The organism is Thalassobacillus devorans, assembly GCF_900176565.1.
Lineage (GTDB): Bacteria > Bacillota > Bacilli > Bacillales > Halobacillaceae > Thalassobacillus > Thalassobacillus devorans_A.
The window spans coordinates 1,827,425-1,842,964 of the sequence record NZ_FXEH01000006.1 but is presented as its reverse complement, the minus strand read 5'-3'; the positions used below and the strand labels follow the sequence as shown (position 1 = coordinate 1,842,964).

The 15,540-nt window shown below is 41.2% G+C and carries 14 protein-coding genes; 11 read left to right on the top strand and 3 right to left on the bottom strand.

The genetic code is table 11. The features are described from left to right. The 11 genes from ytpR (at position 1) to motS (ending at position 12,824) form a co-directional block, all read left to right on the top strand. Positions 1-606, top strand: coding sequence for a YtpR family tRNA-binding protein (gene ytpR / locus B9Y67_RS20260; protein ID WP_085509134.1), 606 nt, complete (start codon positions 1-3; stop codon positions 604-606). 128 nt (positions 607-734) lie between these two features. Next, positions 735-3,542 carry a DNA translocase FtsK gene (locus B9Y67_RS20255; RefSeq protein WP_085509133.1) on the top strand — a complete coding sequence of 936 codons (2,808 nt, stop codon included), beginning with the start codon at positions 735-737 and terminating at the stop codon, positions 3,540-3,542. A gap of 154 nt (positions 3,543-3,696) precedes the next feature. Then, positions 3,697-4,827: a nicotinate phosphoribosyltransferase gene (locus tag B9Y67_RS20250; RefSeq protein ID WP_085509132.1), complete on the top strand. Its 1,131-nt coding sequence runs from the start codon at positions 3,697-3,699 to the stop codon at positions 4,825-4,827. A gap of 340 nt (positions 4,828-5,167) precedes the next feature. Further along, positions 5,168-6,466, top strand: coding sequence for a UDP-N-acetylmuramate--L-alanine ligase (murC, locus tag B9Y67_RS20245; protein WP_085509131.1), 1,299 nt, complete (start codon positions 5,168-5,170; stop codon positions 6,464-6,466). Between the two features lie 256 nt (positions 6,467-6,722). After that, positions 6,723-7,157: a DUF948 domain-containing protein gene (locus B9Y67_RS20240; protein ID WP_085509130.1), complete on the top strand. Its 435-nt coding sequence runs from the start codon at positions 6,723-6,725 to the stop codon at positions 7,155-7,157. Between the two features lie 2 nt (positions 7,158-7,159). Beyond that, complete coding sequence (locus tag B9Y67_RS20235) at positions 7,160-7,612, top strand: YtxH domain-containing protein (RefSeq protein ID WP_085509129.1); 453 nt, start codon at positions 7,160-7,162, stop codon at positions 7,610-7,612. A gap of 63 nt (positions 7,613-7,675) precedes the next feature. Next, positions 7,676-8,008: a bacillithiol system redox-active protein YtxJ gene (ytxJ, locus tag B9Y67_RS20230; protein WP_085509128.1), complete on the top strand. Its 333-nt coding sequence runs from the start codon at positions 7,676-7,678 to the stop codon at positions 8,006-8,008. 826 nt (positions 8,009-8,834) lie between these two features. Next, positions 8,835-9,893 (top strand): bifunctional 3-deoxy-7-phosphoheptulonate synthase/chorismate mutase, encoded by a 1,059-nt coding sequence (locus B9Y67_RS20225; protein ID WP_085509127.1) that lies wholly within the window; start codon positions 8,835-8,837, stop codon positions 9,891-9,893. Between the two features lie 266 nt (positions 9,894-10,159). After that, positions 10,160-11,155 carry a catabolite control protein A gene (gene ccpA / locus B9Y67_RS20220; RefSeq protein WP_085509126.1) on the top strand — a complete coding sequence of 332 codons (996 nt, stop codon included), beginning with the start codon at positions 10,160-10,162 and terminating at the stop codon, positions 11,153-11,155. A gap of 54 nt (positions 11,156-11,209) precedes the next feature. Continuing rightward, a complete protein-coding gene (motP, locus tag B9Y67_RS20215; protein ID WP_085509125.1) occupies positions 11,210-12,031 on the top strand; it encodes a flagellar motor protein MotP in 822 nt (273 codons plus the stop codon). Further along, on the top strand, positions 12,021-12,824 hold the full coding sequence (gene motS, locus B9Y67_RS20210) for a flagellar motor protein MotS (protein WP_085509124.1): 804 nt from the start codon (positions 12,021-12,023) through the stop codon (positions 12,822-12,824). Before motP ends, motS begins: the two co-directional genes overlap by 11 nt. Positions 12,825-12,873: 49 nt before the next feature. Here the strand turns inward: motS and B9Y67_RS20205 are convergent, their stop codons facing one another. Genes B9Y67_RS20205 through B9Y67_RS20195 form a run of 3 tightly spaced genes read right to left on the bottom strand, consistent with a single transcriptional unit; the run spans position 12,874 to position 15,346 of the window. Further along, the gene (locus B9Y67_RS20205; RefSeq protein WP_085509257.1) at positions 12,874-14,052 is read right to left on the bottom strand and encodes an acetoin utilization protein AcuC; all 1,179 of its coding nucleotides are present in this window, start codon (positions 14,050-14,052) and stop codon (positions 12,874-12,876) included. Beyond that, positions 14,049-14,693 (bottom strand): acetoin utilization AcuB family protein, encoded by a 645-nt coding sequence (locus B9Y67_RS20200; RefSeq protein ID WP_085509123.1) that lies wholly within the window; start codon positions 14,691-14,693, stop codon positions 14,049-14,051. The genes B9Y67_RS20205 and B9Y67_RS20200 overlap by 4 nt, the downstream gene beginning before the upstream one ends. Before the next feature lie 5 nt (positions 14,694-14,698). After that, a complete protein-coding gene (locus tag B9Y67_RS20195) occupies positions 14,699-15,346 on the bottom strand; it encodes a GNAT family N-acetyltransferase (RefSeq protein WP_085509122.1) in 648 nt (215 codons plus the stop codon). Positions 15,347-15,540 lie beyond the last annotated feature (194 nt).

Sequence of the window (15,540 nt, the reverse complement as noted above, 5' to 3'; positions counted from 1 at the left end):
ATGTTTGTATTTTATAACCCAAAAGGGATTGGAGATGTATTGGTCTTCCCGCATAAAGATGGGGACCGCAACTTTATTAAGGAAGAACACCATGGTGATGTGGTGAAAATTACAGATCAACGGGATGGCAGTCTGTTAGGCTACAATATTTTCAACCTGTCTAATTATATGAATTTAGCTGAACACGGGAAAATCAGACTGACAGAAGCTATGTTGGAAGATATTAAAGCCATTTTTGAAAAAAATGACCTAGGCGATAAGTTGGATCTAGATTTGTCTCCTAAATTTGTGGTCGGCTATGTAGAAGAAAAAGGGCCTCATGAAAATGCGGATAAATTAAGTGTCTGCCAGGTAGATGTGGGAGATGAAAAACTTCAAATCGTCTGCGGCGCCCCTAATGTCGATAGCGGACAGAAAGTAGTAGTAGCCAAGGTAGGCGCCGTCATGCCAAGCGGGATGAAAATCAAGCCTGCTAAATTAAGAGGGGTGGATTCCCGTGGAATGATATGTTCTGCAAAAGAATTAGGTATTCCAGATGCCCCGAAAGAAAAAGGGATTCTAGTATTGGAAGAGGATTATGAAATTGGTCAGGAGTTTGACCTGTAAAACACTTTTAGGATGACTGTAGCCCTATTTTTGTGCTGCAGTCTTTTTTTTATCTAAAAAACAACCTGTATGAATGAAAAACCTGTTAAAATAGTAAGTAAAACCTTTGTTAAGAAGAGAGTGATAATATGTGGGATCAGATGAAGAAGAAACTGAAAGATATGTTCAACAGCGAGACATCTGAACAGCCGATGCAGGTTGACGACACGTATAACCATAAAGAAAATAATGACCCCTATGTTAAAACAAAAATGGCATATAAATACCCGAAACAAGGTGAATTTCGTTTTCCGGTAATTCCTGATCATCGAAGTTCGGAACAGGAGCAGAGAAAGCGTCGTCCTGCAAAGACTTATGGCGAAAACTATGTGGAGAATAAAACAGTAGACAGGACTCCTCGAATGAAACCTGAAAAGGAAAGCTATCAAGCTCGAAAAAACTATCAGACACAGAATAACTATCAATCCCAAACCAAGTATCAATCCAATACCAACAATCAAGCGAAGAATGAGTATTCTTCCCATCTACATAAGAGTCAATCGAGCCGCAGTGATAGAAGCTACACAAAAGAAGCAAGTAATGAAGAAGCTTATAAAATTCCTTTTCAACCTACAGAAGTTCCTTCGCCGATTTATGGATACCATCGTAGAGGAGAAAAAAAGCAAATCATCGAGGATTTGACTGCTGCCGAAGAGGATCAGCGACCACAAGCGGAAAGCTTATCGGAATTATTGGCAAGATATCGTGAAGACGCCTCCTCACATTCTTCACCGAAGGAGATTGTCTCTTCGCTTGAGGCGATTCCTGTAGAAGATAATACAGAGGAAAAAGAGCAAGAGGTTTCAAAAGGAAATGAAGATAACCTTGCCGATGATGCAGAAAATGAGCTGAATAAGGACGAGCCAATAAACCAAGAAATATTAACCTCCCAAAAGCTTGAAGATTCTCCGGTTGAGGATGCGCAATCTTATATAGCTGCAACGGTAGAAGCGAGTACAGAAGTGGAAAAAGCGGAACTGGATGAGGGAAGCGTAGATGAGGCATCAGAGATAGTGGGAGAAACAGAAGTTGAGAAATCTGAGGAAGCGGAAACAGACCCGGAATTTGGACAATCGTATGACGAAGCTGGAACGGTAGAAGCGGTGGAAGATCATACCGAAGATGTTGAACAAGAGGGACAAACAGATAAACAGCCTGAAAATATGCAGAGAATTGAAAAGGAACCTGCCGAACCGGTAACTGTTCCAGAAGAAAATAAAACGGATAAGCTGCAAAACCAGTCTGAACCGGAGAATCCCGCTGCTAATAAAGTCAAAACAAACAAACAGGCACCTGCTAAAAGCCAAGATAGAAAAAAAGAATCTAAGAAGAGCGGTAGCAGTGTGCCATTTAATGTGATTATGACCCCTCGTGATAAAAGAAACAGGACTGAAAATCATAAGTCCGAAAGAACTGTTAAAAAAGCAGAAGAGGCGAAAGGTGCTAACCAGTCTGTCACTTACCATAAGCCTCCCCTCCACTTATTAGATGACCCTGTAGAAAAATCCAGTCACAACGATGAGCGGACCAGGGAGCAGATGGAGTTATTGGAGACCACACTGAACCATTTTCATGTGCGCGCAAAGGTCGTCAATGCCATGCGTGGGCCTTCTGTCACAAGATTTGAAGTTCAGCCCGAACCAGGTGTGAAGGTGAGTAAAATTACCAATCTTGCTGACGACATTAAATTGAGTATGGCAGCAAAAGCGATACGTATCGAGGCACCGATACCGGGGAAACAGGCGGTAGGGATTGAAATACCTAATGAAAAATCCGATATAGTAGGGTTGCAGGAGATTTTTGAATCCGAGAGTTTTAAGGAGAGTCCGTCACCTTTAACCGTAGCCTTAGGGTTAGATATAGGTGGGACTCCAATGGTAACTAACTTGCAAAAAATGCCACATGGCCTTATTGCAGGAGCTACGGGATCCGGTAAAAGTGTCTGTATTAACACTATTTTGGTAAGCCTGCTTTACAAGGCTCACCATGAAGATGTCAAGTTTCTATTGATAGATCCTAAGATGGTGGAATTGGCGCCGTACAATGAGCTCCCACATCTGGTTTCCCCCGTGATTACGGACGTCAAAGCAGCGACTAAGGCACTTAAATGGGCGGTCAAAGAAATGGATGATCGCTATGAAAAATTCGTCAAAGAGGGCGTAAGGGACGTTGAACGTTTCAATCAAAAAATGATGAAACAAAACCGGGCTGATGAAAAAATGCCATATCTAGTAGTAGTAATTGATGAGCTGGCTGATTTAATGATGGTGTCTCCGCAGGATGTAGAGGATGCCATTTGCCGTTTAGCTCAAAAGGCACGCGCATGCGGCATTCATTTACTGGTTGCGACACAGCGGCCTTCCGTTGACGTTATTACCGGGCTGATTAAAGCGAATATCCCGACACGGATTGCTTTCAGTGTCTCGTCTCAAGTGGACTCTCGAACAATCATCGATACAGCAGGTGCAGAAAAATTGCTCGGTAAGGGCGACATGCTTTTTGTTGAAAACGGTTCTGGACAGTCAGTAAGGATTCAGGGAGCGTTCGTGTCGGATGATGAAATTGAGCGCATCACCGGTTTTGTAAAGAAATCCGCTCCTCCTAATTATTTATTTGAACAAGAGGAACTAATGATGCAGACAGCACATGAAGCCGGGGAGCAGGATGAACTCTTTGAGGAAGCCGTATCTTTTGTAATCGAGCATAATGGAGCCAGTGCATCCATGCTGCAAAGAAGGTTCAAAGTAGGCTATAACAGAGCGGCACGGTTAATTGACCATATGGAAGAATACGGAATCATCTCAGAACAAAAGGGAAGTAAACCAAGAGATATTTTATTAACAAGAGAGCAAGTGGAAGAACTATTTCACTCTCAAGAGTCATCAGAAGTATATTGACGAGTAGAGCCATTTCCTATGCCATTTATTTGGCTGGGGATGGCTTTATTTCATGGTTTTAGAAATGGCTTGTGTTAGTCATGCAGATTTTATATGATTAGAGATGAATGATTTTATTCGGAAAAGGATTCTTTGTTATATAAGGAGCAGAATTATGAAGGAAATCACACGTAAATTAAATGGCGAAATTGACCGGCTGACAAATAAGACATTCAAGTTTGATGAACGAGTAAAGGAAGGCTGGTTCTCTGCCGTCTATTTTTTGAAAACGAAAGAAATAGTGAAAGAAAATCTGGAAGACAATCATGTGACGATGCAGTTTTTCCAAAAGAATGATGCGGTGTTATGTGGTACGGATGAAGTGATTGCCCTTATCCACACGTTCGCTGACAATCCGGAAGAATTGGAAATCTATTCTCTTAAAGATGGCGATAAAATCAGCCCATTTGAGACAGTAATGACTATTTCAGGTCCTTATCAAAATTTTGGTTACCTGGAAGGGATTATTGATGGAATTTTTGCCCGACGGACATCTGTGGCTACGAATGTATATAACGTGGTGAAAGCTGCCCGGACCAGTGGCAAGCAGAAACCGATTATCTTTATGGGAGATCGGGATGATCATTATACCCAGCAAGCTGGGGATGGATATGCATCCTTCATTGGGGGATCGACAGCTCAGGCTACCCATGCGATGAATGAATGGTGGGGAAAAGAAGGCATGGGAACAATGCCGCATGCGCTCATTCAAATGTTCAAGGGTGATGTTGTAGCTGCAACGAAGGCCTATCATCAACAATTTCCTAAAGATGAACTGATGGCGCTTGTTGATTATAATAATGATGTCATCACCGATTCCCTGAAAGTGGCACGGGAATTTGGTGACGATCTGAAAGCAGTACGTGTAGATACTTCTCGGAGTATGGTGGATAAATATTTCTTGCGGAACCAGCATTTAATGGGTACATTCGACCCTCGAGGGGTAAATCCAGAGCTGATTTTCGCTTTAAGAAGAACCTTGGATAAAGAAGGTTTCGACCATGTGAAAATTGTAGTGAGCGGTGGGTTTACAGAAGGTAGAATTAAGATGTTCGAAGAATTAAAAGTCCCTGTGGATATGTATGGGGTCGGCGGCAGTCTGTTAAAAATAGATATCGGCTTCACAGGAGACAATGTTTTGCTGAACGGAAAACCTGAAGCTAAAGAAGGACGCCGTTATCATCCAAACCCAAGATTAGAAAAAGTTCCATATCATCCCCAAACAACAGAGGAAGACAACGAATAGTATAGTAGAAGACTTACGTATATAATGTAAGTCTTCTTTTCAATTTACTCCTTTTCTTAATCTGGTATTATTGGTGTCTGCCTAAAGTTCAACTTTAAAGGGTTAAAGTGTATGGGAATAGGCTATAACCAAAAGTGCCTGGCGAAAAGCCTATTATTTAAATATACTTTGTTTTTACTTCCTGTTATTCCATGCTAAAATAGGGAAGTATAAAATTATCCGGGCTCCTCATAGGGCAAATGTAATTTGTTTTAACAGCAGCCTGGCGACAAAATCGCAACTTTTAGTATGATACATATACTAAGGAAAAGTGACTCACTAATTTTGGAGGTACTTGTTTATGACGACTTACCATTTCATTGGTATCAAAGGGACTGGAATGAGTGCCCTGGCGCAAATTTTGCATGACTCGGGCGAACATGTCCAAGGTTCTGATGTTGACAAACGTTTTTTTACTCAAGAAGTATTGGAAGCTAAAAATATAAAGATATTGCCTTTTTCGAAGGGTAATATTCATGAGGGCTTAACGATTATTGCCGGAAATGCTTTTGCTGACGATCATGAGGAAATTGTAGCAGCTAAGGAACAAGGTCTTCCTTATTTCCGTTACCACGAATTTTTAGGTGAATGGCTTCAAAAATATACAAGCATTGCGGTAACAGGAGCCCATGGGAAAACCTCGACTACTGGATTGTTAGCCCATGTACTTTCAGAAAATTATCCAACTTCCTATTTGATTGGAGATGGCACTGGAAAAGGCCATAGAGACAGTCTTTATTTTGCCTTTGAAGCTTGTGAATATCGGCGTCACTTTCTTTCTTACCATCCGGATTATGCCATTATGACAAACATTGATTTTGACCATCCGGACTATTTCACAAGTATCGAGGATGTATTCCAGGCGTTTCAGGAAATGGCCAAACAGGTGAAAAAAGGGATTATTGCCTGCGGAGACGATGAACATTTACAGCATATTCAAGCAAATGTTCCTGTCTTATATTACGGCCTGGGAGATTCGAATGATTTTCAGGCACAGAATATTCAAGAGAGCAGTGAAGGCACGTCTTTTGATGTATTTGTAAGAAATACCTACTATGATACCTTCTTAATACCAGGGTATGGCAATCACCATGTGCTTAATGCTTTGAGTGTGATAGCTTTATGTCATTATGAAGGCATGACCGCGGAAGAAATTAAAAAAATGAGTTCCTTTGGGGGGGTTAAACGTCGATTCACCGAAAAACAAGTAGGTGATCAGGTATTGGTAGATGATTATGCGCACCATCCAATTGAAATTTCAGCCACCATCGAATCGGCGCGTAAAAAGTATCCAGAAAGAGATGTGGTAGCGATTTTTCAGCCGCATACATTTACCAGAACGAAAACCTTCCTGAAAGAATTTGCCGAAAGCTTGAAAGAAGCCGATGCCATTTATCTTTGTGATATTTTTGGCTCTGCCAGGGAGGAAAATGGTAATTTGACAATTCAGGATTTGCAGAATCTGATTCCGGAATCGAATCTCCTTATGGCAGAAAATACGGATGTTCTAAAAGAATATGATCACAGTGTATTAGTTTTCATGGGTGCCGGTGACATTCAAAAGTATCAGCAGGCGTATGAATTACAGTTAAATAATTAAATGAGGAGAGGCTGCATTTTCAAGAGTATCGACCCCAGCAGGTGCTGGAAGGCACTCTTGAAACAGCTTCTTTTGTTTTTATCGGAACATAAGAAAAAAATTTTTACAGATTCAGACGAAAAAAAAGGATATTCCAAGATTTAAAACGAATAATACAGTAATAGAACTGGTTCCCTATATCCACGTTTAGCAATAATCAAGCCAGGGTACTTACTAAAACATGACAAATACATAATAAAAGGAGTGAGCAGGGGGAATGGAAATTCTATTATACATTGCTGCACTCATTGCAGCTGTAGCTTTTGCAGTATTGGTGATCTACCTAAGTATCACCTTGAAATCAGTTTCCAGGACAATGAACAACGTAGCAGATACTCTCGAAGGTGTCGAGGAACAGATGGAAGGAATCACCCTTGAAACGACAGCGCTATTGAATAAAACCAATAAATTGGCAGAGGATGTAGGGGAAAAATCACAGAAACTCAATTCATTGGTAGATGGCGTTAAAGGAATCGGGGATTCTGTTCAGGAATTCAACCAGTCTATCCGATCCGTTTCAAGAAGCTTAACATCATCAAAGATCAATGATGATGATTCCGCAGCTCAGGCGATGAGGTGGGGGCAGGTAGCCATCAATCTGTACAAAAAATATAAAAAAGAAGATGGAAGAAAAACAGAGGGAGGAATTTAAGGATGAGTGAAAACAAGAACCAAAACCAAACAAACGGCAGAGATTTTCTGGTAGGATCTTTGATCGGCGGTGTTGTAGGTGCTGTAGTGGCACTGTTATTCGCTCCTAAAGCGGGACGCGAATTCCGTGATGATATTAATCAGGGATCGAATTACCTGAAGGATCGTGCCGGTGAGTGGAAGGACGTTGCATCTGAAAAAAGCGGAGAATGGAAAGAGCGCGCTGTTGAATCTTCTTCCCAGCTATCCAAAAACTTCTCAGAAAAATCCCAGGAGTTTGGCACAAAATTCAAGGATTCAACAAAAGTGATCAGCGATAAAGTCCGCAATATCCGAGGCCAGGATGACGCAGAGGCAGAAGAAGCCGCTCAGGAAGTTGCAGAAGCCATTGAAGAAGCTGCAGAAGAGCTGGAAAAGCAACAGGAAGCTACCACCACTTCAAGCAATGCAAAATAAATAAAATGACGAGGCTGCTAATAGTCTCGTCATTTTCATGTCTATCATAGAGGAGGAAGGAACATGAGTATACACGTATTAAAAAACGAAGAGGAATTTAATCAGTTAGTAGAAGAAAATAAAGATTTCTATCTGCTCAAACACAGTTTGACTTGCCCAGTCAGCACGTTTGTAAAAACACAATTTGAAAAATTTAATAATAAAACAGAAATACCATGCTACATGCTTCATGTACAGGAAGCCCGTCCATTATCTAACAAGATTGCTGAGGAATATGGTATCCGTCATGAATCGCCTCAGGCATTATTATTTCAAGGTAAGGAAGTAATCTGGCATGATTCTCACGGAGCCGTTACGGAAGAAGCATTAGAAGGGAGCCAACAAAAGCTCGGTTAGTTTTTCATTTTGGCTATGTAGGGATCTTCCATTAAAGATCCCTTTTCTTGAAGACTCAGTTTCGAGATAGTTTGTTTCCGTTACGGTAGTAACGGTGTGGAGGGCCGGGAAATTACTCGCTTTCCGTGGGCGTATGGTGAGCTTCCTCGGGCTAAAGCCATGTACTGTTCTCCCATTCGACTTTGAATAAGCTTCTTGAATAGACACCGCACGAAGGAAATGCGTAGCATTTTCGAGGAGTCTCGCAATTTCCCGGACCTCCTTGCATTTATAAGAGAACGGAAAAATCTGAATATCGTTCTTCAAAAAAGAGTGAGCTACGCATGAAATGTGAGCTTAAAACCCATCTTTGTTCAATTATCCATTAAAAGTAGAAGACATCTACAATATAACAGCGGTTCTTTTCTCCCATCCTTCGGATGGGGTGGTTGGGAAACTGCGAGACTCCCGTGGGAGAAGGATCTAGGCGAGATCCCACAGGGCGATAGCCCGAGGAAGCTCGCCAGTTCCCCCACAGGAAAGCGAGTGGTTTCCCAGCCGCCCCAGACACTTTTATGGTAAAGAACCCTAGATATCTCGAAATCAAGTCTTCGACTTTTCGGCCCTTTTATTGAATAAGCATTTTTTACAATCAAAAATGAGAAATCGTTATATTTTTAACTGTAAGCGATTACATAATTGTTTTGTTTGAACATCTAAAAATTCTTCTGGATTTTATCGCTTTAAAGGGGTGACAAGAAGAGTTAAGTCATATATAATGTTCCGTAATTATCATTTAAAAATATTCATTATTTCAGCAAAGTAAAACGGAATGGAGGCTTTTATTATGAGCAATGAACAACTAGATCAATTACGAGATGAACTGGATCGGGTGAATCTGGAAATTTTAGATCTTATTAATAAACGGGGAGAACTCGTACAGGAAATCGGGCAAGTTAAAACTACCCAGGGGGTCAACCGTTTTGACCCGGTCCGTGAGCGGAAAATGCTGGATCAAATCCAAGAACATAATAAAGGACCTTTTGAAACTTCCACGATTCAACAATTATTCAAAGAGATCTTTAAAGCCAGTCTTGAACTGCAAGAAGACGATCACCGCAAAGCACTACTGGTTTCCAGGAAGAAACAAGCTGAAGATACGATTATCGATATCAACGGTGAAAAAATTGGTGATGGCAATCCGCACTTTATCATGGGGCCATGTGCAGTAGAAAGCTATGAGCAAGTAGCGGCTGTTGCAGAAGCTGTAAAGAAACAAGGATTGAAAATTTTACGAGGTGGAGCATTCAAACCTAGAACATCCCCTTATGATTTCCAAGGACTGGGGTTAGAAGGGTTGAAGATTTTAAAACGGGTAGCTGATGAATACGACTTAGCAGTCATCAGTGAAATAGTGAACCCTGCAGATGTGTATAAGGCGGTCGACTACGTAGACATCATTCAAATTGGAGCAAGGAACATGCAGAACTTTGAACTCCTCAAAGCTGCAGGTTCAGTAGATAAGCCGGTATTACTGAAACGAGGCATGTCCGCCACTATTTCAGAATTCATCAATGCAGCAGAGTACATCATTTCCCGTAGTAATGCTAATATCATGCTTTGTGAACGTGGAATCCGTACCTACGAGAAAGCAACCAGGAATACATTAGATATATCTGCGGTACCAATCCTGAAGCAAGAAACGCATTTACCAGTAATGGTGGACGTTACCCACTCTACCGGCCGTCGCGACTTATTGCTGCCGGCAGCTAAAGCTGCTTTGGCCATTGGAGCAGACGGTGTGATGGCAGAAGTGCATCCTGATCCTGCTGTGGCACTTTCTGACTCAGCACAACAGATGGATATTGACATGTTCCATTCCTTCATGGAAGAACTGACTAAATAACTAGTAATCAAGTAGGGAGAACCGGACTGAGGCTCAGTCCGGTTCCTTTTGTTTTTGTACTTATTCATAATTTTGCCACCTTGTGGAAAACTGAGCGAAGAAACTTGTTGAATTGGTTACTTTGTAATTTTATAAAGTTCAATTATAGGGTATGATTTGTATAGGGATTTTTCTGTACGTCTTTATTGCGGCGAGTAATATAGTATAATATGATTGTTTTATTGATACGCAAACATAGAAGAAAGAATTTGAGGAGGGAACTTTGCATGAATGTAACTATATATGATGTAGCAAGAGAAGCAAATGTATCAATGGCGACTGTATCGAGGGTTGTGAATGGCAATCCTAATGTCAAGCCTGCGACTAGAAAGAAAGTGTTGGACGCGATTGAAAATCTGGGTTATCGCCCGAATGCAGTAGCTAGAGGATTAGCCAGTAAAAAAACTACAACCGTCGGGGTAATCATTCCCGATATTTCCAGCATCTTTTTTGCTGAATTGGCAAGAGGGATTGAGGATATTGCTACGATGTATAACTACAATATTATCTTAAGCAACTCGGATCAAAATAAAGAAAAAGAAATTCATCTAATAAATACAATGCTCGGAAAACAGGTAGATGGTCTCGTATTCATGGGTGGCAAGATTACGGAAGACCACATCCGTGAATTCAAGAATGCTTCTGTACCAGTAGCGTTGGCTGCTACCATTGATGAAACTGAAAGCACTCCATCGGTGAATATCAATTATGAAGAAGCAGCCTTTGAAGCCACTGAATTATTGATATCTCATGGGAATGATCGAATTGCATTTGTTTCAGGCCCTGAAAATACAGAAATCAATACACAGAAGCTTGATGGATACAAGCGTGCATTGAAAGAAGCGGGACGGGAAATATCAGAAGGTTTAATTGTAACGGGTGATTATTCTTATGATTCCGGCATTGAAGCTTTTGAACAATTGAATGCTGAAGGCCAGCCTCCTACGGCTGTTTTTGTAGCTTCTGATGAAATGGCTTTAGGTATCATCCATGGAGCACAGGACAAAGGGTTGAAGGTACCAGAGGATATCGAAGTATTTGGATTTGATAACACCCGTTTAGCTACAATGGTTCGTCCGACTCTTTCTACGGTCGTACAGCCAATGTATGATATTGGAGCGGTTGCGATGCGGTTATTGACAAAATATATGAACAAAGAAGAAGTGACCGAGCAAAATGTAGTACTTCCGCACCGAATTATTGAAAGAAACTCAACAAAGTAAATTGGATGTCGATATTAGGAGTAGAATATAACGCGTCAGTTAGGGAGAGAGAGTATGAAAAAGCGTGATATTTTAACTCCAGTTGGCATCACTCTAGGGACAATCATGATCATGTTTGGAATTTTGTCGAGTGGTGGGGCTTCTGGTTTCCAATCATTCATACAAATTTCTTCGATTGTGATTGTCCTTGGTGGTTTAATGGCAGCACTTATTATCAACTTTAATATCCGTGAACTTAAATTAACATATCGGGTGTTCAAGGAATCTTTTAATCAGAATGACTTGAACCTTCGCGAATTAATTACATTGTTCATTCGTTTATCCGATAGAGCACGCCGGGAAGGCTTGCTGGCATTAGAAACAGAATTGGAAGATGTAGAAGACCCTTTTATCAGAAAAGGCGTATTGCTGGCGGTAGATGGGATTGAACCCGAAGTTATTCAGGAAATTATGGAAGCAGAAATAACGGCTTTGGAAGAAAGGCATCAACGAGGGCGCTCTATTATTGAAAAAGCTGGAGAATATGCTCCGGCATGGGGCATGATTGGCACGTTGATCGGGCTGGTTTTGATGCTGAATAGTCTGACCGATCCCACAACGCTGGGTCCTAAGATGGCCGTCGCACTCCTGACCACTTTTTATGGTACAGTCATGGCAAATCTGGTATTTATCCCTATGGCAGGCAAGCTGGAAAATAAAACAGAGCAGGAGATCTTCCTAAAACAGATTATTATTGAAGGGGTCATAGGTGTCCAATCCGGTCAGAATCCGAAAATTTTAGAAGAAAAACTTAGTGCCTTCCTCTCAGATGAGGAGAAACAAGAAACGAAAGAGCAGGAAGAAGCGTTCATGGGGGAAGCGGCTAATGAAGTCTAGGAGATCCCTGAAGAAACGCGAAGAAAAGGGTGCACCGCGATGGATGGTGACATATTCTGATCTCATGACCTTGATTCTGGTTTTTTTCATTCTTTTATTTTCTATGTCACAGATTGACTTAGTTAAATTTGAGGCAATTTCCGAATCGTTTCGAAATCGGATGATTTTTGATTTTTATCCTTCCCCCGTAGAGATGGATAATCCCACAGAAAGGACGGACCCGCTTGAAAGTGGGGAAGCGTCGAATGAATTTGAGAACCCAACCAATGAAATGAATGCCACCACCTATGATTCAGAGGCTGAAGAGGCAAATGATGAAAACGATTTGGACCAATTAGTTGAAGAAGTAGAAGCTTTCTTAGATAAAAACGAGCTAAATGAAGTGATTTCTGCCAATCGTACAGACCGCGGTGTGGTGCTGGTTCTTCAGGAACAACTGTTATTTGATTCCGGTGAAGCAAAAGTATTAGAGTCAGGAAAGCCTTTTTTGAGCAAGGTGGGTACGTTATTGACGAATATACCTAACGATATCACGGTGGAGGGTCACACCGACAATCGGCCGATTTCAACATTCAGGTATCCTTCAAATTGGGAATTATCTGGTGCAAGAGCAAGCAGTGTCATCCGGTACATCGTAAGAGAGACTAGTCTGGATAGCGAGCGCTTTTCGGCCATCGCGTATGCAGATACACGTCCTGCTGTTCCTAATGATACACCTGAAAATTGGAGTAAGAATCGCCGTGTGGAAATCGTAATTTTAGAGGATACTTATAATAATGAACAAACTTCTTAATAATAAATGAATTAATAAATACCACCTCTCTCCAGGTGGTATTTATTAATTAGGGAGATAAATGGTTATATTTTTTCTGGTTATGGATGAATTGCAAAGCATTTGCTAAGACCTTTTTATTCTTTTCTGTGATTTCTGCTTTTCTTGGAATGGGTTTATAAAAGCCCTCCGGGTCATGCCACGTGGTTGGAAGGTCTACAGGTGACTTTTTTTGCCATTTTTCTATCCATTTAGCAGGGAGGTTACCTGTAAATGGCTGGCCGGTAGTCATAGTTTTCCAAATTTGTGCCCATGCCCTCGGGACGACTCTCCAAATGTCATAACCTCCTCCGCCCAGCGCTATCCACCGTCCTTCACAATGCTGGTGAGCTAATTCGTGTGCCAGCTTAGGTATCCGTTCATAGATTTGCATCGTTGAACATAAATGAGTCAATGGATCAAAATAGTGGGCATCTGCTCCGTTTTGAGTCACAATGACGTCAGGATTGAAATATTCCACAATTTCTTTGAATGCGGATTCATAAAGTTCCAGAAATGACTCATCTTCTGTAAAAGCATCAATAGGCAGGTTGAAGGAATATCCGTATCCTTCTTTTAATCCTCGTTCGGTTACATTCCCTGTGCCAGGAAACAGATAGCGACCTGTTTCATGAATGGAAAGTGTGCAAACGTTAGGATCATCATAAAATAACCATTGAACCCCATCCCCATGGTGTGCATCCGTGTCTACATAGAGGACTTTGTAGCCATACTTCTTTCGAATGTATTCAATGCCGACAGCTCCGTCATTATAGATACAAAATCCCGAAGCCTTCCGTTCAAAGCCATGGTGGAGACCGCCTCCAAGGTTGAGCGCATGTTCACATTCCCCTTCAAGTACTGCATCAATAGCAGTCAAGGTACTGCCGACTAGAAGAGAAGAAGCTTCATGCATGCCTTTGAACATAGGGGTATCCTCTGTGCCGATGCCAAATTCCATGCCTTCTTCTTCTGTAAGATTTCCTGTGCTTGCTTTTTTTACTGCCTCGATGTAGGTGGGACTATGTACCAGCGCTAACTCTTCTTCTGTAGCCGAGCGCGGGGAGAGAAGGTGTTCTGGTTGTATAGAATTTTCTAACTCCAACAGATCTTTTGTCATTTGCACGCGTAACTGGTTGAAGGGGTGGTCGTCACGAAATTTATATTGTGTAAAAGCAGGGGAGTATACAAAAGCAGACTGGCACTTCATAATGACATCCCTGGCATGTTTGGCCATAACACTTCATACCCTGCTTCTTTTAAGTCTTCGATTGTCGGCATGGGGTTCATCGTCTGGATACGGAATACCAGTATTTTATATCTGGAATCCGGTTTATATGGGTAAATTAAAACAGAACTGATATTCACTTTTCTTTTCCCGAAAACCTGGGTAACCTTCGGAAGGATGCCGGGAATATTTTTTACTTTTATTTCTATTTGTGAACTTTGTACGTTCGTACCTGTCAGCTGAATCAATGTATAAAGCATATCCTTTTCGGTAATGATTCCTATCAGTCTTTCTTCCTTTGTTACTGGTACACAGGCAATTTCATGTTCATAAAAAATGCTTGCTACTTCTTCTACAAAGTCAAGCGGGTGAACTGTAATAACGGGGTGGGACATAATCGTCTGAATTTCATTTTCAAATTCTTCAGCCTCTGAATCATCAAAAATGGAGGGACTTGCATCACGTACATCACGATCTGAAACAATGCCGATAACATAATTATTTTCATCCACAATAGGTAAATGACGGATATGATGCTCATTCAAAAGCTGCAATGCTTTTCCAATCGTTTCGGTCGGCTTCATAGTAATGACGTCTGTCTTCATGATTTCTTCTACTAGCATGGGGTTTACCTCCCTTGTGTACGTTGTTGATGTCGATTTAAAAATCTTAGACGATCAAATTTTTCAACAGATGATTGCGGAACATTCTCGCCAATGCGCACCATTAAACAGTTCGCCGGATGGGAAACGATTTCGGGATCGTCTGTAGGAGCAGGTTTCAGCCCACCTGCAGCCATCATTTTCTCCATCACTTTCCGATAGTTCCAAATGCTTAACCCCGTTCCTTTGAGGTCCCAATGCCAATAATATTCAGTAGAGATGATGATATAGTTTTCCATAAATTCATCCATCATCGCTACTCTCAGCAAATGAGATCCTACTCTTGCCCCGCGGAAATCAGGAATAACTTCAATGGCTCCCAGCTCAATTAAATCTTCCATTTGAAACTCTGACCATCGTTCTAATGGATCAGGGTGTAAATAAGTTACATAGCCAGCGATGGTATTTTCATGTCTTGCAATGATAATACGCCCTTCTTCAAAATCTGCAATGCTTTTGACTGCTTCAAATTGCTTAGGGCCTGGTCGGAAAGCATTTAAGTCTGGATGAAATTCATAGTTGGAGAGTTCTTCTGAGGTTAGGGGACCTTCGATGACTAATGGACCTTTTTCCGTATCTAAGACCTTGGAATGATACGTCTTTACATGCTTCATTGATACACCACCTGCTATAAAGGTTATTATCACTGTTGATTTTCATTATACATGAAATCTATTTAAATTGAATCTATCAGCTGGATCTAACAAGTGAAATCTTTGCAAAAAATCCTCCTCTCAAAAAGAGAGGAGGATTATTAAAGGCCGTTTATTATCGGTTAAAATTTTGGCTCATGATAGGAAAGGGCGGA

Coding starts and splice junctions, on each gene's coding strand:
- ytpR (WP_085509134.1), top strand. CDS start 1: ATGTTTGTATTTTATAACCCAAAAGGGATTGGAGATGTATTGGTCTTC.
- B9Y67_RS20255 (WP_085509133.1), top strand. CDS start 735: ATGTGGGATCAGATGAAGAAGAAACTGAAAGATATGTTCAACAGCGAG.
- B9Y67_RS20250 (WP_085509132.1), top strand. CDS start 3,697: ATGAAGGAAATCACACGTAAATTAAATGGCGAAATTGACCGGCTGACA.
- murC (WP_085509131.1), top strand. CDS start 5,168: ATGACGACTTACCATTTCATTGGTATCAAAGGGACTGGAATGAGTGCC.
- B9Y67_RS20240 (WP_085509130.1), top strand. CDS start 6,723: ATGGAAATTCTATTATACATTGCTGCACTCATTGCAGCTGTAGCTTTT.
- B9Y67_RS20235 (WP_085509129.1), top strand. CDS start 7,160: ATGAGTGAAAACAAGAACCAAAACCAAACAAACGGCAGAGATTTTCTG.
- ytxJ (WP_085509128.1), top strand. CDS start 7,676: ATGAGTATACACGTATTAAAAAACGAAGAGGAATTTAATCAGTTAGTA.
- B9Y67_RS20225 (WP_085509127.1), top strand. CDS start 8,835: ATGAGCAATGAACAACTAGATCAATTACGAGATGAACTGGATCGGGTG.
- ccpA (WP_085509126.1), top strand. CDS start 10,160: ATGAATGTAACTATATATGATGTAGCAAGAGAAGCAAATGTATCAATG.
- motP (WP_085509125.1), top strand. CDS start 11,210: ATGAAAAAGCGTGATATTTTAACTCCAGTTGGCATCACTCTAGGGACA.
- motS (WP_085509124.1), top strand. CDS start 12,021: ATGAAGTCTAGGAGATCCCTGAAGAAACGCGAAGAAAAGGGTGCACCG.
- B9Y67_RS20205 (WP_085509257.1), bottom strand. CDS start 14,052: ATGAAGTGCCAGTCTGCTTTTGTATACTCCCCTGCTTTTACACAATAT.
- B9Y67_RS20200 (WP_085509123.1), bottom strand. CDS start 14,693: ATGCTAGTAGAAGAAATCATGAAGACAGACGTCATTACTATGAAGCCG.
- B9Y67_RS20195 (WP_085509122.1), bottom strand. CDS start 15,346: ATGAAGCATGTAAAGACGTATCATTCCAAGGTCTTAGATACGGAAAAA.